The sequence below is a fragment of the Pectobacterium aquaticum genome, from assembly GCF_003382565.3.
Classification (GTDB): Bacteria; Pseudomonadota; Gammaproteobacteria; order Enterobacterales; family Enterobacteriaceae; genus Pectobacterium; species Pectobacterium aquaticum.
In genome coordinates this window covers 3,881,264-3,902,570 of record NZ_CP086253.1, presented here as the reverse complement: position 1 = coordinate 3,902,570, position 21,307 = coordinate 3,881,264, and the positions used below count along the sequence as shown (strand labels likewise).

Sequence of the window (21,307 nt, the reverse complement as noted above, 5' to 3'; positions counted from 1 at the left end):
TAGCGACGTGTTTTGATATTTAGCTTGTTCAAAGATTGGTTCTGATGGTTGTGCGAGGGCGTGAGCGAAGCATGACGGTTGGAATGAAACAGAATTTGCCTGGCGGCGATAGCGCGGTGGTCCCACCTGACCCCATGCCGAACTCAGAAGTGAAACGCCGTAGCGCCGATGGTAGTGTGGGGCTTCCCCATGTGAGAGTAGGGAACTGCCAGGCATCAAATAAGTGGAAAGCCCCTGTCGCAAGACAGGGGCTTTTTGCTATGGGTTGCTCCCCTGAGTGATTCCTATGCGCTTGAACGTATTCAGCAGAAGTCGTGCTGATGATATGCAGCGTGTTGTGTCTCGTGAAACATTTTCACCTTATGCGTTGAGCGCTCGACATGAGTACAAAAACTCGCTATCTTCGGGCATCTGGATGTCTAAACGTTTAAACGTATGCTTTGAGGATATAAGGTTATGCCAATTCGGGTTCCTGATGAGTTACCAGCTGTCAATTTTCTACGTAATGAGAACGTCTTTGTGATGACGTCCTCGCGTGCTAAAACGCAGGAAATTCGGCCCCTCAAAGTGCTGGTTCTGAACCTGATGCCTAAAAAGATCGAGACTGAAAACCAGTTTCTGCGCCTGTTATCCAACTCCCCCTTACAGATCGATATCCAACTGCTGCGTATCGATAGTCGTGAATCAAAGAATACGCCGGCCGAGCATTTGAATAACTTCTACTGCGATTTCGACGACATCCAAAACGAAAATTTTGATGGCCTGATTGTGACTGGCGCACCGTTGGGATTAGTCGATTTCTGTGATGTTGTCTATTGGCCACAGATCGCGCGTGTCATTGAATGGGCAAAAGAGCATGTTACCTCCACATTATTCGTGTGTTGGGCTGTACAGGCTGCTCTCAATATCCTCTACGGCATTCCCAAGATGACCCGTAAGGAAAAGCTATCTGGTGTTTACTCGCACCACACGTTGCAACCTCACGCTTTGCTGACCCGCGGCTTTGATGAAACGTTCCTGGCACCACATTCACGCTATGCAGATTTTCCGGTTGATGTGATTCGGGAGCATACGGATTTAGAGATTTTGGTTGAGTCGGAGCAGGCTGGTGCTTACCTGTTTGCCAGCAAAGATAAACGTTTGGCGTTTGTTACCGGACACCCAGAGTATGATGTCTTGACGCTAGCGGGCGAGTTTTTCCGCGATTGTGACGCCGGATTGGATCCGACTGTGCCAGTAAATTATTTCCCCGATGACAATCCTGAACTGGCACCGAAAGCGAGCTGGCGTAGCCACGGTCATCTGCTTTTTGTTAACTGGCTGAATTACTATGTTTACCAGATTACGCCTTACGATTTACGCCGGATGAACCCTACGCTGGACTAACCCGTTCCCCTTCTTTTCTCTAAGGCACCTGCAAGGGTGCCTTTCTTTTTTGTACTGAACCATTCCATTCTCGTTAGTGAGTGAAAGCTATTTCTCTTCTTTTTTTATTTTAATCTTCATTTTTATCATGAGGTTATTTTTGATTTATGATTAAAATGGAAATTGTTTTTGATTTTGTTTTTTATTGTATTACGCTTAATTCTGTCGGCTAAGAAATGTACATACTGGTTTGCCGATTTGGCGGTTGTTGATAAATGAAGCGGAATCTGAAAAGGAACCACGAATGATGCAGCAGACGATAAACAGAGAATTGGCGTTTAGTCAGCGTTTTGGCGAAGGTGAGAAGCAAATTCTTACGGAAGAAGCGATTGATTTCTTAACGGAGCTGGTCGCGCATTTTACGCCAGCTCGTAATCAATTACTCGCCGAACGGCAGGTACAACAGCGTAGTATTGATCAGGGTAAGTTGCCTGATTTTATTTCAGAAATGGCTTCCATTCGTGATAAGACATGGACAATACGCGGTATTCCCGATGACCTTCAGGATCGTCGTGTTGAGATTACCGGTCCGGTCGAACGAAAGATGGTGATCAACGCATTGAATGCCAACGTGAAAGTTTTCATGGCGGACTTTGAGGATTCGTTGTCACCGAATTGGGAAAAAGTGATCGACGGGCAAATCAACTTGCGTGATGCCGTACGCGGTACGATTTCCTACATCAATGAAACTGGAAAGATCTACCAACTGAAACCCAATCCTGCCGTGTTGATTTGTCGTGTACGCGGTTTGCATTTGCCAGAAAAACACGTGTCCTGGCAGGGGGAAGCGATTCCCGGCAGTCTGTTCGACTTCGCGCTGTATTTTTTCCACAACTATCAGGAACTGCTGAAGAAAGGTAGCGGTCCTTATTTCTATCTGCCAAAGACGCAGTCATGGCAGGAAGCGGCTTGGTGGAACGATGTCTTCTGCTACACGGAAGATCGTTTTGATCTGCCGCGCGGGACGATCAAAGCAACGGTGTTGATTGAAACGTTGCCCGCCGTTTTTCAGATGGACGAGATCCTCTACCACCTACGCGATCATATTGTTGGGCTGAACTGTGGCCGCTGGGATTACATCTTCAGTTATATCAAAACATTAAAGAACCACAGCGATCGCGTTCTACCCGATCGTCAGTCGGTGACGATGGAAAAACCCTTCCTTAGCGCTTATTCGCGGCTGTTGATCAAAACCTGCCATCGCCGTGGCGCGTTCGCCATGGGCGGGATGGCGGCGTTCATCCCAAGTAAGGATGCGGAACGCAATAACTGGGTGTTGGATAAGGTACGTAAAGACAAAGAGCTGGAAGCTCACAATGGCCATGACGGCACTTGGGTGGCCCATCCGGGGCTGGCCGATGCCGTGATGGAGGTGTTCGACCGAGCATTAGGTGAACGCAAAAATCAGCTCGATATCAGCCGTGAACAAGATGCGCCCATTCACGCTGAGGAGTTACTGGAGCCTTGCCCGGGAGATCGCACGGAAGTGGGGATGCGCGCGAATATCCGCGTTGCGGTGCAGTACATCGAAGCATGGATATCCGGCAATGGCTGCGTCCCGATTTATGGGCTGATGGAAGACGCGGCGACGGCAGAAATCTCCCGCACCTCAATCTGGCAGTGGATTCGCCACGGCAAGACATTGAGCGATGGTCGTGTGATCACCAAAGCGCTGTTCCGCCAGATGCTGGCCGAAGAACTGTTTGTGATTCAGGAGGAACTCGGTGATGCCCGCTTCAGCGGAGGGCGCTTTGATGAAGCCGCTCGGCTGATGGAGCAAATTACCACGCAAGATGAGCTGATCGACTTCCTGACGCTACCTGGCTACGCATTGCTTGATTAATCCTGACTGATAATAAAAAGGAACCTCTGCTATGACGACCTCTCGTACCCAACAAGTCCAGCATATCGAAAAAGAGTGGAAAACCGCCCGCTGGGAAGGTATTACGCGCCCCTACAGCGCAGAAGATGTGATTAATCTACGGGGATCGGTGAACCCGGAATGCACGCTCGCACAGCTCGGCGCGGCAAAGCTATGGAACCTGCTGCATGGTGACTCACGCAAAGGCTATGTTAATTGCCTAGGCGCGCTGACGGGAGGACAGGCTTTACAGCAGGCGAAAGCGGGCATTGAAGCGATTTATCTTTCCGGCTGGCAGGTGGCGGCAGATGCCAATCTGGCGTCCAGCATGTATCCCGACCAGTCGCTCTACCCGGCGAACTCCGTACCTGCGGTGATTGAACGCATCAACAACACCTTTCGGCGCGCCGATCAGATTCAGTGGTCGAACCGCATTGAGCCGGGTGATAAGCGTTATACCGACTACTTTCTGCCAATTGTTGCGGATGCGGAGGCGGGGTTTGGCGGCGTGCTTAATGCGTTTGAGCTGATGAAGTCGATGATTGAAGCGGGCGCGGCGGCGGTTCACTTTGAAGATCAACTGGCATCGGCGAAGAAATGTGGCCACATGGGCGGCAAAGTGCTGGTGCCGACTCAGGAAGCCGTTCAGAAGCTGGTTGCAGCGCGTCTGGCTGCGGATGTTTTGGGGGTGCCTACCTTGCTGGTCGCGCGAACCGATGCGGATGCGGCGGATTTGCTGACTTCCGACTGCGATGAGCATGACCGTAACTTCATCACTGGAGAACGCACGGTGGAAGGCTTTTACCGTACGCGTGCCGGGATCGAGCAGGCGATCAGCCGTGGTCTGGCGTATGCGCCTTATGCCGATTTGGTGTGGTGCGAAACTTCAACGCCGGATTTATCGCTGGCGCGCCGTTTTGCCGAGGCCATCCATGCGAAATTCCCCGGTAAGCTGCTGGCGTACAACTGCTCGCCTTCCTTTAACTGGAAGAAGAATCTCGATGACAGCACGATTGCACGCTTTCAGGATGAGCTGTCGGCGATGGGCTACAAATATCAATTTATTACGCTGGCTGGCATCCACAGCATGTGGTTCAACATGTTTGACCTGGCGCATGCCTATGCGCAGGGCGAGGGGATGAGGCACTACGTAGAAAAAGTACAACAGCCTGAATTTGAAGCGATTAAAGACGGTTATACCTTCTCATCGCATCAGCAGGAGGTCGGGACTGGCTACTTTGATAAGGTAACGAACATCATTCAGGGAGGCGAGTCTTCAGTGACGGCGCTGACGGGATCGACGGAAGAACAGCAGTTCTGATCCTAACCCGGTCAGTTTTCGGCTGACCGGGTTTCATCGGGAGATCATGATGACGCGTGACCTTGAAAAGCTGGTGTCGCAGACGATCCTGCAAGGGTTTGATGCGCAATATGGACGTTTTCTCGAAGTGACAGCGGGTGCACAGCAGCGCTTTGAACAGGCTGACTGGTCCGCCGTACAACAGGCAATGAAACAGCGTATTCACTTATACGATCACCACGTTGGTCTGGTGGTCGAACAGCTGCGCTGTATTACCGGCATTCTCTGCGATGATGCGGATTTTTTGGCTCGCGTGAAGCATATCTACACCCGTTTATTGCCGGACTACCCGCGTTTTGAGATTGCAGAGAGTTTCTTTAATTCCGTCTACTGTCGGCTGTTTAACCATCGGGAACTGGCACCTGACAAACTGTTTGTTTTCAGTTCTCAGCCCGAACAGCGCTTTCGTGAGATTCCCCGGCCTATCGCCAAGACGTTTGTGCCCACTGACGGCTGGCAGAGCATGTTGGAAAAGCTGCTGAGCGATGTGCCGCTGCGCTTACCGTGGGAAGATTTGCCGCGTGATATTGGTTATATCACTGCGTATTTGCAGCGCACTTTCTCAACGGAGCAGCTTGCGCACGCGACGTTACAGCTGGCGAATGAGCTGTTTTATCGTAACAAAGCGGCCTGGCTGGTGGGCAAACTGTCGCTCTCTGGCGGTGTTTTTCCGTTCCTGCTGCCGATTCACCACAACGAACGCGGTGCGTTATTTATTGATACCTGCTTAAGCAGTCAGGCTGACGCTAGCATTGTGTTCGGTTTCGCCCGCTCTTACTTTATGGTGTATGCCCCGCTGCCGTCGGCGCTGGTGGCTTGGCTGCGTGACATTTTACCGGGGAAGACGACAGCGGAGCTTTATCTGGCCATCGGCTGCCAGAAGCATAGTAAAACTGAGTATTACCGCGAATATCTGCACTACATTGCGGCATCAGAAGAGCAGTTTATTATCGCTCCCGGCGTGAAAGGTATGGTGATGTTGGTGTTTACGCTGCCTTCGTTCGATCGCGTATTTAAAGTCATCAAAGATCGTTTCGCGCCGCAGAAAGAAGTGAGCGCCGAGCGGGTCATGGCATGCTATCAACTGGTGAAAGAGCACGATCGCGTCGGGCGCATGGCAGATACGCAGGAATATGAAAACTTCGTCATTGATAAGCATCGCATCAGCCCAGAATTGTTGGATGAGCTGTGGCGGGAGGTGCCGGAAAAACTGGAGGATCTGGGCGACCAACTGGTGATCCGACACTTGTACATGGAACGCCGGATGACGCCGCTGAACCTCTATCTGGAGCAGGCAAACGTTCAACAGCTGCATGATGTGATTGAAGAATACGGCAATGCCATCAAACAACTGGCTGCGGCGAATATTTTCCCCGGCGACATGCTATTCAAGAATTTCGGCGTCACGCGTCATGGGCGAGTCGTCTTTTATGACTACGATGAAATTTGCTACATGACTGAGGTTAATTTCCGCAAAATCCCGCCGCCGCGTTACCCAGAGGACGAACTGGCCGCCGAGCCGTGGTACAGCGTCGCGCCAAACGATGTGTTTCCCGAAGAATTCCCCCATTTCCTGTGTAGTGACCGCCACATTCGTACGCTGTTTGAGGAAATGCACGGCGACCTGTTTTGTGCGGACTACTGGCGAGCACTACAGCAGCGTATTAGAGAAGGGCACATTGAGGATGTTTACGCCTACCGGCGGAGGAAGCGTTTTAGTCAACGTGTTGAAATTTGAGCGTGGCTCGTTATTCGTTAATTTATTCTGTCTCAGAGGGCGTTTCGTGCGCCACACCCCTGCCATTCACATGCGATACCGTATACGCGCCCGACGTAGGGCGGCTCAGTCGCCGCCGCCCTACGAACCCAGGCTTCCGGCTAAATTATGCCGCTACGCGGTCCCATCGATGCTCTTGACCGCTAGTCGAGCCGCCAGTGACGCGTTCCCGACGCGGCACTGGCTTTCGCGACGTCCTGTCGCTCACTCGGCAGTCAAGTTCACCGCTGCATAATTTTCACGCTGGGCAATAGTAAAACTCGTCATAACAAGCTCTTATTACGAGGAATACACCTTATTTATAACCCGCTGTATTCCTGCATGACCTGCTTAGCGGCTTTGATCACCAGCGCGCCGAGTTCTGTGACACGGTCGTCCGTGATGCGCGACACAGGGCCAGAGATGGAAATGGCGGCGAAGGCTTCATGATGTTCATCCAGAATACAGGCCGCGATACAGCGTAGCCCCAGCGCGTGCTCTTCATCATCAAACGAATAGCCCTGCTTGCGAATCAGTGACAGGTTTTCTTTCAGGGCTTGTGGCGAGCTGAAGGTGTGTGGCGTGTAGCCGTGCAGCCCTTTCTTGTGCAGCAGTTGAGTGACCTGAGCATCAGGTAAATGTGCCAGAAACGCTTTCCCAGCCCCCGAAGCATGCATCGGCAATTTACCCCCGATGGGGGCGGACATGCGCATCAGCGCCGTACATTGAACCTGATCGATGATGATCGCCTGGCTATCGGTCTGATCGAGCACGGCCAGATTGACGGTTTCGCCCGAATCTTCCATTAGCTTACGTAGTATTGGGTGCACAATGGCCAGCAGGTTGCGGCTTTGCAGAAAACTGCTGCCGACGATAAACGCGTGTGAAGCAATCGTCCACAGCCCCAAGTCGCCAACCTGACGCACAAAGCCCTGTTGCTGCATGGTGGTGAGCAGGCGGTGGGTCGTGGAGTTCGGTAAACCGGCCTGTTGAGCGAGATCGGTTAGTGCCACGCTGCCGTTGGCTTTGGCGATATATTCAAGCAGCGTCAGGCCACGGGTCAGCGACTGAACCTGCCCAGTTGGCTGCGCGGTGGTGCCCGTACTGGCTCTGGGTTTCTTCCCGCGTTTGGCTGGCTCTGGTGGCGTCATGGCATCGATTCCTTTTTAGGGTTATGGAATTGATTTTCGTTTTTTCACCGCAGAATGCAACTCTTCTTTCTCTGCGCTTTTTATCGGCGAATGATCTGAAAAAGTCTCATGCTACACGGCGTTAGCGTGCTCATAACTTATGCTAGGATATACCCGTCATACTCCAAGCTACATGTGTGTTGGCAATACTCGGCTCTCTGAGCCTCGCTCTGAAGAGCCGCCGCAAGCGACGTTCAAATCGGCTTAGCCGATTTGTCCTTACTCACCCCAGTCACTTACTTATGTAAGCTCCTGGGGATTCGTGCGGTTGCCGCCTGCATGCAACTCGGATTATTTTGGGTATAGACACTACATATCGTATTTATTGGCCGGGGATGGGTTCGCGTGAGTAATCGGGTAGACGAATTGCGGCGTCAGTTGGCGCAACGCATTATGGTGCTGGATGGTGGTATGGGAACCATGATCCAGGGTTATCGCCTGCAGGAAGCAGATTATCGCGGTGAGCGCTTTGCTGACTGGCCGAGCGATGTGAAAGGAAATAACGATCTGCTGGTGCTGACCAAGCCGCAGGTGATTAGTGAAATCCATGACGCCTATCTGGAAGCCGGTGCCGACATTCTCGAAACCAACACCTTCAACGCCACCACGATTGCGATGGCGGACTATGATATGGAAGCCCTTTCGGCGGAAATCAACACGGTTGCTGCACAGCTGGCGCGTGCCAGCGCTGACAAATGGACGGCGTTAACGCCGGATAAGCCGCGCTATGTTGCTGGTGTGCTTGGCCCAACGAACCGCACCGCGTCGATCTCCCCCGATGTTAACGATCCCGCGTTTCGTAACGTGAGTTTTGATCAACTGGTGGAAGCGTATCGCGAATCGACACGCGCCTTGATCGCAGGCGGTGTCGATCTGATCATGATCGAAACCATTTTCGATACTTTGAATGCTAAAGCAGCGAGTTTCGCCGTCGAAAGTGAATTTGAAGCGCTAGGGATCGTACTGCCCGTGATGATTTCCGGCACGATCACGGATGCGTCAGGGCGTACGCTATCCGGCCAAACGACGGAAGCCTTTTACAACTCCTTACGCCATTCCCGCCCGCTTTCCTTCGGCCTGAACTGTGCGCTGGGGCCGGATGAGCTGCGCCAGTATGTCGCCGAACTATCACGTATTTCAGAATGCTATGTGAGCGCACACCCGAATGCGGGGCTGCCTAATGCCTTCGGGGAATACGATCTGGATCCGGCCGATATGGCAAAACATATCGGCGAATGGGCGCGATCCGGCTTCCTGAATATCGTGGGCGGTTGCTGTGGATCGACGCCTGCGCACATTGCCGCGATGGCGAAAGTGGTGGAAGGCGTGCCGCCGCGTAAGCTGCCAGAGATTCCGGTGGCCTGCCGTTTATCCGGTCTGGAACCGCTGAATATCGATGCCAACACCCTGTTTGTTAACGTCGGGGAGCGGACGAATGTCACCGGCTCCGCACGTTTTAAACGTCTGATCAAAGAAGAAAAGTACAACGAAGCGCTGGATGTCGCCCGCCAGCAGGTGGAAAGCGGCGCGCAGATCATCGATATCAACATGGATGAAGGCATGCTGGATGCGGAAGCGGCGATGATCCGTTTCCTGAATCTGATTGCCGGCGAACCTGATATCGCCCGTGTGCCGATCATGATTGACTCCTCAAAATGGGATGTGGTTGAGAAAGGGCTTAAATGCATTCAGGGCAAAGGGATTGTTAACTCGATCTCCATGAAGGAAGGCGTTGAGGCCTTTATTCATCACGCTAAGCTGGTGCGGCGCTATGGCGCAGCTGTGGTAGTGATGGCCTTCGATGAAGTCGGGCAGGCAGATACCCGTGCGCGTAAAATTGAAATTTGTAGCCGGGCGTACCGCATCCTGACGGAAGAAGTCGGTTTCCCGCCGGAAGACATTATTTTCGACCCGAACATTTTCGCCGTGGCAACGGGTATCGACGAGCACAACAACTACGCGGTGGATTTCATCGAAGCCTGTGCGGACATCAAGGCGCAACTGCCGCATGCGATGATCTCTGGCGGCGTCTCCAACGTGTCGTTCTCATTCCGTGGTAACGATCTGGTCCGTGAGGCGATCCACGCCGTCTTCCTGTATTACGCGATCCGCAATGGTATGGACATGGGGATCGTGAACGCCAGCCAGTTGGCGATCTATGACGATCTCCCTGTTGAACTGCGCGATGCGGTTGAAGACGTGATCCTTAACCGTCGCAGCGATGCCACCGAGCGCATGCTCGATCTGGCAGAGAAATATCGCGGCAGCAAAACGGAAGATGAAGGCAGCAAAACGCAGGCGGAGTGGCGCGGCTGGGACGTGAAGAAGCGTCTGGAGTATTCGCTGGTTAAAGGCATTACTGAGTTTATCGAACTGGATACCGAAGAAGCACGCCAGCAGGCGACGCGGCCGATCGAGGTGATCGAAGGCCCGCTGATGGACGGCATGAACGTGGTCGGTGATCTGTTCGGTGCAGGCAAAATGTTTTTGCCGCAGGTCGTGAAATCCGCTCGCGTCATGAAGCAGGCCGTGGCCTACCTCGAACCCTATATTGAAGCCAGTAAAGACAAAGGCTCTTCCGCTGGGAAAATCCTGCTGGCGACCGTAAAAGGTGACGTCCACGATATCGGCAAGAATATCGTCGGTGTGGTGCTGCAATGTAACAACTACGAAATTATCGATCTGGGCGTAATGGTGCCGACGGATAAAATCCTGAAGACCGCGCGTGAAGAGCATGTCGATATCATCGGGCTGTCCGGGCTGATTACGCCGTCGTTGGATGAAATGGTCAACGTGGCGAAAGAGATGGAGCGTCAGGGCTTCACGCTGCCGCTGCTGATTGGTGGCGCGACGACCTCTAAAGCGCATACCGCTGTGAAGATTGAGCAGAACTATAGCGGCCCGACGGTTTATGTGCAGAATGCCTCGCGCTCTGTTGGTGTGGTGTCTGCCCTGCTGTCCAGTACGCAGTATGACGACTTTGTTGCGCGCACTCGTAAAGAGTATGAAACCGTGCGTATTCAGCACGCGCGTAAAAAACCGAGAACGCCGCCCGTGACGCTGGAAGCGGCTCGTGCTAACGCTTCCGATCTGGATTGGGATAACTACACGCCGCCCGTTGCACATCGGCTGGGCGTGCAGGCGGTGACAGCCAGCATCGAAACGCTGCGCAACTATATCGACTGGACGCCGTTCTTTATGACCTGGTCGCTGGCCGGGAAATATCCCCGCATTCTGGAAGATGAGGTGGTGGGTGAAGAGGCCAAGCGCCTGTTTGCTGATGCCAACGCGATGCTGGATGACTTGTCCGCACGTGGCGCACTGAATCCTCGCGGCGTGGTAGGCCTCTTCCCGGCGAACCGCGTTGGCGATGACGTCGTGATTTATACCGATGAACGGCGTGAAACGGTGCTGTCAGTGAGCCACCATCTGCGTCAACAGACGGAAAAAACCGACTTCCCGAACTACTGCCTGTCTGATTTTGTGGCACCGAAATCCAGCGGCAAGCCGGACTATCTGGGAGCCTTTGCCGTGACCGGCGGGCTGGAAGAGGATACGTTGGCCGATCTGTGGGAAGCTCAGCATGATGATTACAACAAGATCATGGTGAAAGCGATTTCTGACCGTCTGGCGGAAGCCTTTGCGGAGTACCTGCATGAGCGCGTGCGCAAGGTGTTCTGGGGCTATGCGCCGAATGAGAACCTCAGTAGTGAGCTGCTGATCCGCGAGAATTATCAGGGTATTCGGCCCGCACCGGGCTATCCGGCTTGTCCTGACCATACGGAGAAAGTGCAAATCTGGCAGTTGCTGGATGTGGAAAAACATACCGGCATGAAGCTCACCGAATCCTATGCCATGTGGCCGGGTGCATCGGTATCCGGCTGGTATTTCAGCCACCCTGACAGCAAATACTTTGCCGTCGCGCAAATCCAGCACGATCAGGTGGAAGATTACGCGGTACGTAAAGGGATGAGCGTGAGTGACGTTGAGCGCTGGTTAGCGCCGAATTTGGGCTATGATGCGGATTAAGGAATTGAGTAAGTGACTTACTGATATTGTTGTCTGAATTATGTATTGCAGGGTGGGCGTTTCGTGTGTGATGAGCCACATTTTTCTCTGTGACACTAGCGCCACGGCCGCTCAGTTGCCGCTGTCCTCTGGGATTTGCCTGACAAACGCTAACATGCGCGTGTTGCGGTAATACAATGAAAAAGCCGGGGTAACCCAGCTTTTTCACATCATGTATTCGCTAACGATCAATACAGGCCAATCGCTTTCCACCACAGCAGGCCCGCGCTCATGAAGATTGCCTGATTCACCAGACTGACGACGAAACCGGTGCGCCACCAGACGGCGGTGGGCACATAGCCTGCGCCGAACAGGATGGGGCCGCGAGCGTGGGTATATTGCGTCAGTGAACAGTACAGGCTGCTGGTAAACGCCAGCATGAACGCCATCGGCACTGCTGGAATATTCAGGTTGATCCCGACACTGAGGAACACGGCAAAAAGTGCGGCGATCTGCGCGTTGCCGCTGGCGAAGAAATAGTGGGTGTAGAAATAGGCTGCATTTAGCAGTAACAACACCAATACCCAACTGGTTCCCTGCATTAAGTGGCCGATGTTGCTGCCGATGAGATCGCCAAACCAGTTGGTGAAGCCGAGCTTTTTCAACTGATTTGCCATCATCAGTAGGGCGGCGAACCAAATCAGCGTATCCCATGCCCCTTTCTCGCTCTTCACGTCTTCCCAGCTCAGTACGCCGGTTAACAGCAGAAAAGACAGCCCGACAAACGAGGCTGTCGTGGCATCCACGCCTAATTTATCGCCAAAAATCCACAGTACCAGCAGCAAGACGACGGTGAATGCCATCAGCCATTCACCGCGGCTCATGTTGCCCATTTTTGCCAGTTCGGCGACGGCCAGTTTTGGCGCATCCGGCGTATGGCGAATTTCCGGTTTGGTCAGCCAGTAGACGAGCAGCGGGACAACCGCCAGAGAGATCAAACAGGGCACGAGCGCCGCCAGAAACCAGCTTCCCCACGTGATGGTCACGCCCGCGTTGGCCGCGAGTTTCACCGCCAGCAGGTTGCCGGTGTAAGCGGTCATAAACAACGCTGCGGTCACGTCGTTAACGTTACCGATGCAGGTAATGAGGAAGGTGCCAATCTTACTGCGCGAGGCATCTTCCGGTTTGGAGTCGAAGCTACGGGACAGCGAATCGGCAATGGGATAAATAATCCCGCCGCAGCGTGCGGTGTTGCTCGGCATGGCAGGGGAAAGCACCAGATCGGCAAAGGCCAAACCGTAAGCCAGACCCAGCGTGCGTTTTCCCAACATGCGGATCATCTGCAAGGCGATGCGGCGGCCCAGCCCTGTTTTGATAAAGCCGCGCGCGATCATGAAGGCGACAACAATCAGCCAGATCAGCGAGCTGTTCAGATCGCTGAGTGCGGTTTGTATTGCGCCGCTGGCCGTTTTATCTCCTGCAGCGTATGTCAGCGCAAAGAGCGTGATACTGATAATACCGATGGCCCCAATCGGAAGGATGTTCGCGACAATACATACGATCGTGGCCACGAAAATGACGGCGGAGTGCCAGGCGGCGGGGCTTAAGCCGGTCGGGGGGGCTATGTGCCAGAAAAAAGCCGCGATGATAAGAATCACGATCAGCGGGAGCCAGTTCAGTCCATACGAGGTTTTCGTCTTCATCCATTTTCCTTACTTATGGCGAGCAGAGCGGTACGGGTATATAACCCATAGGATTTATAGGGATAAAGAGAGCATAGCGCTAACTGGGGAAGGCGTGAGGCAAAATTATCGGCTTATTGATTTGGATTCTGTTTTTTAAATATTGTCAGTTAAGTAATTTTTATCATTCCTTGATCGCTGGACGATTTTGCTTGGGCGCGGGCTGCCTCGCAATACGGTCTGCAAACATCTGGTAAGATGGTGATTTAGTACCTCATTAATACTTTGTTTTCTTTCGATACACTGTATTTCATCGATATATTGTTTAGCTGGGAGCGAGGACTTTTTGTTAACACTGTTGAATCTCCTTTCTGCGATTACGTTGCTGGTCTGGGGCACTCACATTGTACGTACCGGTATCATGCGGGTTTATGGTACCCAGTTACGGCGTGTGCTCAGCGATAGCGTTGAGAAAAAACCGTTGGCTTTTATGGCCGGCATTGGCGTAACCGCACTGGTGCAGAGCAGCAATGCTACTGCATTGCTGACGACCTCTTTTGTTGCACAGGGACTGGTGGCACTAACGCCTGCGCTGGTGATTATTCTCGGGGCGGATGTTGGTACGGCACTGATGGTGCGGATTTTGACGTTCGATCTGTCTTGGCTTTCTCCGCTGCTGATTTTTCTGGGCGTGATCTTTTTCCTTAGCCGTAAGCAGACGCGGGTGGGGCAGGTTGGTCGCGTGGCGATTGGCCTCGGGCTGATTTTGCTGGCGCTGGAAATGATTGTCGTGGCCGCGGCTCCGATCACGCAAACGTCGGGCGTGAAGGTGCTGTTTTCCTCGTTGACAGGCGACGTCATGCTGGATGCGCTGGCTGGCGCGCTGTTCGCGGTGATTACCTATTCCAGTCTGGCAGCGGTGCTGCTAACGGCAACCTTGACGGCAAGCGGTGTGATCTCGCTGGAAGTGGCGATGTGCTTGGTGATTGGTGCCAATCTGGGCAGCGGATTACTGACGATGATGAGCGCCTCGACGCAGAATGCGGCAGGCCGACGCGTGGCGCTCGGCAGCATGCTGTTCAAGTTGATAGGCTGTTTGGTTGTGCTACCGCTAGTTGAGCCGCTTTCGCGCTGGTTAACGCGCATTCCGCTAAGCGCCGAAGAGCTGGTCATTTACTTTCACCTGTTCTACAACCTGATTCGTTGCTTGCTGCTGATTCCGCTTACCGGCGTGGTGGCACGACTGTCCTGCGTGATGATTGCTGATTCGCCGCAAGTCGATCTCCAGATGAAAGCGCGTCATTTGGACACCAGCTCGCTGGATACGCCGGCGCTAGCGCTGGCCAACGCCGCGCGTGAAACGCTGCGTATTGGCGATGTGCTGGAGCAAATGCTGCGTTTGTACCGTGAAGTCTTACAAGGCGACCCTATACAGCGGCGTGAGATTCGCCGACTCGATGATGATGTCGATATCCTTTACACCGCGATTAAGCTCTATCTGGCGCAGATTCAGAAAGACGGGCTGGATGAGCGAGATTCTCGGCGCTGGGCCGAAGTGATCGAAGTGGCGCTGAATCTGGAGCAGGCGGGAGATATTATCGAACGCATGGCAGATGACATTGCCAATCATTCCTCTGGTGTACGCATGGCGTTTTCCGCGCAGGGTCTGGAAGAGTTGAACCATCTGCATGAACAACTGCTGGTGAATCTGCGTCTTGGGCTGTCAGTTTTCCTGTCGGGGGATGTTACCAGCGCGAAACGCCTGCGCCGTGCCAAACACCGTTTCCGCATTATGAACCGCCGTTATGCGCATGCGCATGTTGATCGCTTACATCAGCACAACGTACAGAGTCTGGAAACCAGTTCGCTCCATTTGAGCTTGCTTGGAGACATGAACCGACTGAATTCACTGTTCTGTGCGGTGGCGTATAACGTCTTGATTGTGCAACAGGATGGGGAAGAAGACCGCGAAGAATCACCGCTGACGCTGTGATCCTTTGGAGGCTCTCTTAGTTATATTTTTATGCAGGCTAAGAGGTGGTTTCGTGCGCGATAATGCCGCCATTTTCATGCTACTTCATAGCACGCGCCCGACACGGGACGGCTCAAACGCCGCTCGCCCCGTGACCCCAGGCTTTTCGGCGGGAATTATGCCGCTGACGCGGTATCTTCGTCGATATCAGGCTTAACGGACCGCTTGCGACACGCTCCCGGCGTGGCGCAAGCTTTCGCCGCGTCCATGCGGCTCATCCTAAGCCCGCTATCTCCTCAGCATAATTTTTTACGCCGGATAACGTCAAAACCCGCGATGCCTCTGTATTGGTGACTAAGAGACAGAGAGCGAATTTACTCGAACAGGCTGCGGTGCAGTGTTTGTACCACTCGCTCGGCGTCGTCACCCGGTACCAAGAAGCACAGGTTGTTGCTGCTGGCGCCGTAGCAGATCAGGCGAATACGGAACGGCTCCAGTACGCCAAATACTTCTTTCCCGACGCCACAGGCCTGAGACAGATTGTTGCCGATCAGCGCGACCAACGACAGATTCTCTTCAACCTCAACCCGGCACAGCGATGACAGCTCGGTCAGCAAGGCACTGGATAGCAGGCTGTCGCCCGTTGAGGTAGAGCCGGTTGTGTCGAGCGTCAAGGCCACGTTGACTTCTGACGTCGTGATCAGGTCAACGGAGATGTTATGACGCGCCAGAATGCTGAACACTTCGGCCAGAAAACCGCGTGCGTGCAGCATGTTCAGGCTATAGAGCTTAAGCAGCGTTTGTTTACGACGCAGCGCCAGCGCGCGGAACAGCGGCGGATTTTCGGTTTTATTGCACACCAGCGTACCGCCAGCAGCCGGATCTTTGCTGGAACCGACGAATACCGGAATATCGCTACGTACCGCAGGCATCAGCGTGGCTGGGTGCAGGACTTTCGCGCCAAATGTCGCCATTTCGGCAGCTTCTTCAAACATGATTTGGTCGATGCGTTTTGCGGTCGGTACCACGCGTGGATCAGTGGTGTAGATGCCAGGAACATCGGTCCAGATATCAATTCGGCCGACGTTGAGCGCTTCGCCCAGCAGCGCCGCCGTATAATCACTACCGCCGCGACCCAACGTGGTCGTGCGACCTTTCGCTTCGCTGCCGATAAAGCCCTGCGTGATCACCAGACCTTGCTCAAGACGCGGCTGCAACTGGCTGCGAGTCAGTTCACCTAAAACGTCGACGTCCGGCTGAGCACGGCCAAAGTGATCGTCGGTACGCATGATTTTTCGCACATCGAACCATTCTGCAGTGACATCACGCTGACGCAGAATCTCGACAAACAGCAGGGTAGACATCAGTTCGCCGTGGCTGACCAGTTCATCGGTCAGGGCGTTTGACGTCGCAAGCGCCGCCGCTTCAGACAGCGTGGTGACGCTGTCCAGCATGCGATCGATCTCATCGCGAATAACGCTCTGGTTAGTCAGTCTGTCGATGATGGCGTATTGGATCTGGCGGATTTTCGCCAGATTTTCAGCGCGCATTTCCGACGCCTGGCCTTCGGCGAGCGCGACCAGTAAGTTGGTGATACCCGCCGATGCTGACAGCACCACAACGCGTACATTGGGATTAGATAACACCACATCGGCGCTGCGATTCATGGCGTCAAAGTCCGCCACGCTGGTGCCGCCAAATTTGGCAATAACGGTAGAGTTCGCGTTCGCGGAGACTTCGGTTGCAGACATGTCAAAAAACCTCGTGTCAGGGGGTAGGCTGTTTTCAGTAAACAGCATTCCATTAATCAGCCTTGGCACAGGGGGAGAGCAAAAGTAGGGGGCAGGCGTAGAAAATGACTACGATACACCCAGAAGCGCTCCACCTTGCTGGACGTCCGTCAGGACTAATCCGGTGACAACCCAGAGGATTCAGCCTCTGTAGTCGATAGGGTGAAAGCCGTACTTTCACCGCATCTCGGCATCGCTCCCCCTCGGATATCATCAGCGGATTACGGTTCCTCCGATATCTTACCTGGGCGACGCGCCTCTTCTGGCTTGCACACCGAGTGTGCAAGTACGGTGTTACAAATAACGGGTTATGCCGTTTCTGTCAATAAACAAAAGAGCATGAACCGCTTTTAGCAAGAAAAGGGATCTCAATCGGGATTTTAAGGGATACAATCGATTCAGTCACTTTGAACTCATGCTTAGAGAGAAAGTCGCATTATGAAAAATATTAATCCAAGCCAAACTGCCGCCTGGCAGGCATTACAACACCATTTTGACGCGATGAAAGACGTGCAAATCAGTGAGCTATTTGCACAAGATAGCGATCGTTTCGCGCATTTTTCTGCGACGTTCGACGATCAGATGCTGGTGGATTACTCCAAAAACCGCATCACCGCAGAAACGATGGAAAAACTGCACGCGCTGGCACGGGAAACGGACCTGTCTGCGGCGATTCAGTCCATGTTTGCTGGCGAGAAAATCAACCGCACGGAAGACCGCGCCGTTCTGCACGTTGCCCTGCGTAACCGCAGCAACACGCCGATTCTGGTGGATGGCAAAGATGTGATGCCGGAAGTCAACGCGGTGCTCGCGAAAATGAAAGATTTCAGCGAACGCGTGATCGGCGGTGAGTGGAAAGGCTATACCGGCAAAACCATTACCGACGTGGTTAACATCGGTATCGGCGGCTCCGATCTGGGCCCGTTCATGGTAACGGAAGCGCTGAAGCCTTATAAGAATCACCTCAATATGCACTTTGTCTCTAACGTTGACGGCACGCATATTGCTGAAACGTTGAAGCCGCTAAACCCAGAAACCACGCTGTTCCTCGTGGCGTCAAAAACCTTCACTACGCAGGAAACCATGACCAACGCGCACAGCGCTCGCGACTGGTTCCTGAAAACGGCGCAGGACGAGAAACACGTTGCCAAGCACTTTGCTGCGCTGTCCACCAACGCGAAAGCCGTCGGCGAATTTGGTATCGATACCGACAACATGTTCGAATTCTGGGACTGGGTTGGCGGACGTTACTCTCTATGGTCGGCGATTGGGCTGTCGATTATTCTCTCTCTGGGCTTTGATAACTTTGAAAAACTGCTCAGCGGCGCGCACGCGATGGACAAGCACTTCGCTTCCACGCCAGCGGAGAAAAACCTGCCCGTGCTGCTGGCGCTGATCGGCATTTGGTACAACAATTTCTTCGGTGCTGAAACTGAAGCGATTCTGCCGTATGACCAATACATGCACCGTTTTGCCGCCTATTTCCAACAGGGGAATATGGAATCCAACGGGAAATCAGCCGATCGCAACGGCAATCCAGTGGATTACCAGACTGGACCGATTATCTGGGGTGAACCGGGTACGAACGGCCAGCATGCGTTCTACCAGTTGATCCATCAGGGCACCAAGCTGGTTCCGTGTGATTTTATTGCGCCGGCGGTGAGTCATAACCCATTGAGCGATCATCACAGCAAACTGCTGTCGAACTTCTTTGCACAGACGGAAGCACTGGCGTTCGGTAAGAGCCGTGAGGTGGTAGAAGCAGAATTTGCGGCGGCAGGCAAAAGTCCAAAAGAAGTTGAACACGTCGCGCCGTTTAAAGTATTCGAAGGCAATCGCCCGACCAACTCTATCCTGCTGCGCGAAATCACCCCGTACAGCCTGGGCGCGCTGATTGCGCTGTATGAGCACAAGATCTTCACTCAGGGCGCGATCCTGAATATCTTCACATTCGATCAGTGGGGCGTGGAGTTAGGGAAACAGCTGGCGAACCGTATTCTGCCAGAGCTGGAAAATGACAGTACGATCGACAGCCATGACAGTTCTACCAACGGACTGATCAACCGCTTCAAGGCGTGGCGTAACTAATCGGGCCTGTGCCCTTTGGTTTTTCAATCGCAAGGAGGAAGACATGCAGGTTCGTATTTTGTTGGGGCTATCAGCGGCAGTGTTGCTGGCGGGATGCAGCAGTAGCAGTAGCCAACTCAGCGCCGCCGGGCAGGCCGTGACGTTCACGGATACCAAGCCAGGCAGCGAATGTCAGCTGTTGGGGCAAGCCAGCGGTAGCCAGTCTAACTGGCTGGCAGGAAACCATAGCGACGGCAGTTCTATGCGCAGTGCGGCAAACGACCTGCGCAATAAAGCGGCAGCGATGGGTGGCAATACCATCTATGGCACAACCAGTTCGAGTGAAACCTTCTGGTCAAGCTTTGCGCCGCTGGACAGCAAGATGAGCGGCAGCGTCTACAAATGTCCTTAAGCTAGAGAGAAACCTGGTGAGAGTGGCATTTTGCTCTCACCGCTTTCCTAACGTATTGCTCAACCGACTATCCCAGCGTCGTCCTGATGCTGTTTCATCCCTAAATCCAGCGGCGTTTTGCTGGCTTCCCCACCGATTTCCCGTGCCAGACGGGGCACCAGATAGCCGGATACCTTCTTCAGAAGCGCTTTGACTAAGACGCGCGCCTCGTTGTCATCTACCAGAAAATGCGCGGCACCCTGAACCTTATCCAGCACGTGCAGGTAATAAGGCAGAATTCCTGCGTCAAATAGCGCATTACTGAGCTGGGCGAGTGTCTCTGCATTGTCATTCACCCCGCGCAGCAGCACGCTTTGGTTGAGCAGCGTGACGTCTGCACGGCGCAAACGCGCCATACTTTGTGTTAAATCAGGATCAATTTCCTGCGGGTGGTTAATATGCGTCACCAGCAACACCTGAAGCGAACTGCGTGATAGGCGATCGCACAGCGCATCGGTAATACGTGCAGGGATCACCACCGGCAAACGGCTGTGAATGCGCAGACGTTTCAGATGCGGGATGTGTTCCAGCTCGGTGATCAGCCAGTCCAACTCGTGGTCTTTGGCCATCAGCGGGTCGCCACCGGAAAAAATAATTTCATCCAGTTCTGGGTGCTGGCGGATATAATCCAGCGCCTGACGCCAGTTTGCCTTGTTGCCCTGATTATCCTGATAGGGGAAATGGCGGCGGAAGCAGTAGCGGCAGTTTACCGCACAGCCGCCTTTAACCAGCAGCAGGGCACGGTTGTGATATTTGTGCAGTAGCCCCGGCACGACGCTATGTTGTTCATCAAGCGGGTCATGGGTGAAGCCTGGGGTGGTGATAAACTCCTCACGCGCGGTCAATACCTGTAGCAGCAACGGATCGTCAGGATTGCCTTTTTGCATCCGTGCAGCGAAGGCGCGCGGCACACGCAGCGCAAAAAGCCTGCGTGCATCACGGCCTTGCCGGAGTTTAGCGTGATCGTTCAGTGCCAAAAGTTGCAGTAATTCATCAGGATCGGTAATTACGTCCGCAAGTTGCTGCAACCAATCTTCTCTGGAAGGTATATTTAGGGTTACAATGTGTGCCATTTTTTGGCTTCGTACCAGTATTAAAATTGTAGAGGGCCTTTATGGCGACTTATTCTAGCAACGATTTCCGTTCCGGTCTTAAAATCATATTCGAAGGCGAGCCGTATGCCGTCGAATCCAGTGAGTTTGTTAAGCCGGGTAAAGGCCAGGCTTTTGCTCGCGTAAAAATGCGTCGCCTGTTGACGGGCTCTCGCGTTGAAAAAACCTTCAAGTCTACCGATTCTGCAGAAGGCGCAGATGTCGTTGATACCAACATGAACTACCTGTACAACGACGGTGAGTTCTACCACTTCATGCACCCTGAGACGTTTGAACAGCATCAGGTTGAAGAGAAGACCGTTGGTGATGCGGCAAAATGGCTGCAAGACAACGCTGAATGTATCGTTACCCTGTGGGATGGTCGTCCTATCGCCGTTCAGCCGCCGAACTTTATCGAAGCTGAAATCACCGATACCGATCCAGGCCTGAAAGGCGACACTGCCGGTACTGGCGGTAAGCCAGCAACGCTGAGCACTGGCGCAGTCGTTAAAGTGCCATTGTTCGTGCAGATCGGCGAAGTTGTCAGAGTTGACACGCGTTCTGGCGAATACGTTTCACGCGTTAAGTAATGTATCTGAAAAGGTCGCCTTCTGTGAGGGCGGCTTTTTTAATTCATTTTTTCCTCACCCCAGT

13 protein-coding genes, 1 rRNA gene and 1 riboswitch are annotated in these 21,307 nt (G+C 53.4%); of the genes, 10 read left to right on the top strand and 4 right to left on the bottom strand.

Annotated features, from left to right (window positions below; translation table 11 throughout):
* The first annotated feature begins 98 nt into the window (after positions 1 to 98).
* From rrf to aceK, 5 genes are all read left to right on the top strand, one after another.
* A 5S ribosomal RNA gene (gene rrf, locus DMB82_RS18025) occupies positions 99 to 214 on the top strand.
* Between the two features lie 242 nt (positions 215 to 456).
* Positions 457 to 1,386, top strand: coding sequence for a homoserine O-acetyltransferase MetA (metA, locus tag DMB82_RS18020; protein ID WP_116164723.1), 930 nt, complete (start codon positions 457 to 459; stop codon positions 1,384 to 1,386).
* A gap of 283 nt (positions 1,387 to 1,669) precedes the next feature.
* Positions 1,670 to 3,268: a malate synthase A gene (gene aceB, locus DMB82_RS18015; RefSeq protein ID WP_116164721.1), complete on the top strand. Its 1,599-nt coding sequence runs from the start codon at positions 1,670 to 1,672 to the stop codon at positions 3,266 to 3,268.
* Between the two features lie 31 nt (positions 3,269 to 3,299).
* Positions 3,300 to 4,607: an isocitrate lyase gene (gene aceA / locus DMB82_RS18010; RefSeq protein WP_116155345.1), complete on the top strand. Its 1,308-nt coding sequence runs from the start codon at positions 3,300 to 3,302 to the stop codon at positions 4,605 to 4,607.
* A 49-nt stretch (positions 4,608 to 4,656) separates the two neighbouring features.
* Positions 4,657 to 6,384, top strand: a complete 1,728-nt coding sequence (gene aceK / locus DMB82_RS18005; RefSeq protein WP_102119422.1) for a bifunctional isocitrate dehydrogenase kinase/phosphatase — start codon at positions 4,657 to 4,659, stop codon at positions 6,382 to 6,384.
* Positions 6,385 to 6,722: 338 nt separating this feature from the next.
* Here the strand turns inward: aceK and iclR are convergent, their stop codons facing one another.
* Entirely contained in the window at positions 6,723 to 7,553 is an 831-nt protein-coding gene (gene iclR / locus DMB82_RS18000; RefSeq protein ID WP_010310516.1) for a glyoxylate bypass operon transcriptional repressor IclR, read from the bottom strand.
* A 432-nt stretch (positions 7,554 to 7,985) separates the two neighbouring features.
* Here iclR and metH point away from each other — a divergent pair, with 432 nt between their 5' ends.
* Entirely contained in the window at positions 7,986 to 11,621 is a 3,636-nt protein-coding gene (gene metH, locus DMB82_RS17995; protein WP_267132212.1) for a methionine synthase, read from the top strand.
* 227 nt (positions 11,622 to 11,848) lie between these two features.
* On the opposite strand, the gene DMB82_RS17990 is transcribed toward metH, so the two are convergent.
* The gene (locus DMB82_RS17990) at positions 11,849 to 13,303 is read right to left on the bottom strand and encodes a DASS family sodium-coupled anion symporter (RefSeq protein ID WP_102119424.1); all 1,455 of its coding nucleotides are present in this window, start codon (positions 13,301 to 13,303) and stop codon (positions 11,849 to 11,851) included.
* Positions 13,304 to 13,628: 325 nt separating this feature from the next.
* On the opposite strand from DMB82_RS17990, the gene DMB82_RS17985 reads away from it, so the two are divergent.
* Positions 13,629 to 15,275 carry a Na/Pi cotransporter family protein gene (locus DMB82_RS17985; protein WP_102119425.1) on the top strand — a complete coding sequence of 549 codons (1,647 nt, stop codon included), beginning with the start codon at positions 13,629 to 13,631 and terminating at the stop codon, positions 15,273 to 15,275.
* 353 nt (positions 15,276 to 15,628) lie between these two features.
* Here the strand turns inward: DMB82_RS17985 and lysC are convergent, their stop codons facing one another.
* Positions 15,629 to 17,005 carry a lysine-sensitive aspartokinase 3 gene (gene lysC, locus DMB82_RS17980; RefSeq protein WP_102119426.1) on the bottom strand — a complete coding sequence of 459 codons (1,377 nt, stop codon included), beginning with the start codon at positions 17,003 to 17,005 and terminating at the stop codon, positions 15,629 to 15,631.
* Between the two features lie 115 nt (positions 17,006 to 17,120).
* A riboswitch (Lysine riboswitch) is annotated at positions 17,121 to 17,314 on the bottom strand.
* A gap of 168 nt (positions 17,315 to 17,482) precedes the next feature.
* On the opposite strand from lysC, the gene pgi reads away from it, so the two are divergent.
* Together pgi and DMB82_RS17970 are read left to right on the top strand one after the other, a co-directional pair.
* On the top strand, positions 17,483 to 19,132 hold the full coding sequence (gene pgi, locus DMB82_RS17975) for a glucose-6-phosphate isomerase (protein WP_014916787.1): 1,650 nt from the start codon (positions 17,483 to 17,485) through the stop codon (positions 19,130 to 19,132).
* Between the two features lie 43 nt (positions 19,133 to 19,175).
* Positions 19,176 to 19,523 carry a DUF4156 domain-containing protein gene (locus tag DMB82_RS17970; RefSeq protein WP_102119427.1) on the top strand — a complete coding sequence of 116 codons (348 nt, stop codon included), beginning with the start codon at positions 19,176 to 19,178 and terminating at the stop codon, positions 19,521 to 19,523.
* Between the two features lie 59 nt (positions 19,524 to 19,582).
* On the opposite strand, the gene epmB is transcribed toward DMB82_RS17970, so the two are convergent.
* A complete protein-coding gene (gene epmB / locus DMB82_RS17965; protein ID WP_116155350.1) occupies positions 19,583 to 20,635 on the bottom strand; it encodes an EF-P beta-lysylation protein EpmB in 1,053 nt (350 codons plus the stop codon).
* 41 nt (positions 20,636 to 20,676) lie between these two features.
* Here epmB and efp point away from each other — a divergent pair, with 41 nt between their 5' ends.
* Positions 20,677 to 21,243, top strand: coding sequence for an elongation factor P (gene efp / locus DMB82_RS17960; RefSeq protein ID WP_014916784.1), 567 nt, complete (start codon positions 20,677 to 20,679; stop codon positions 21,241 to 21,243).
* Positions 21,244 to 21,307: the final 64 nt, after the last annotated feature.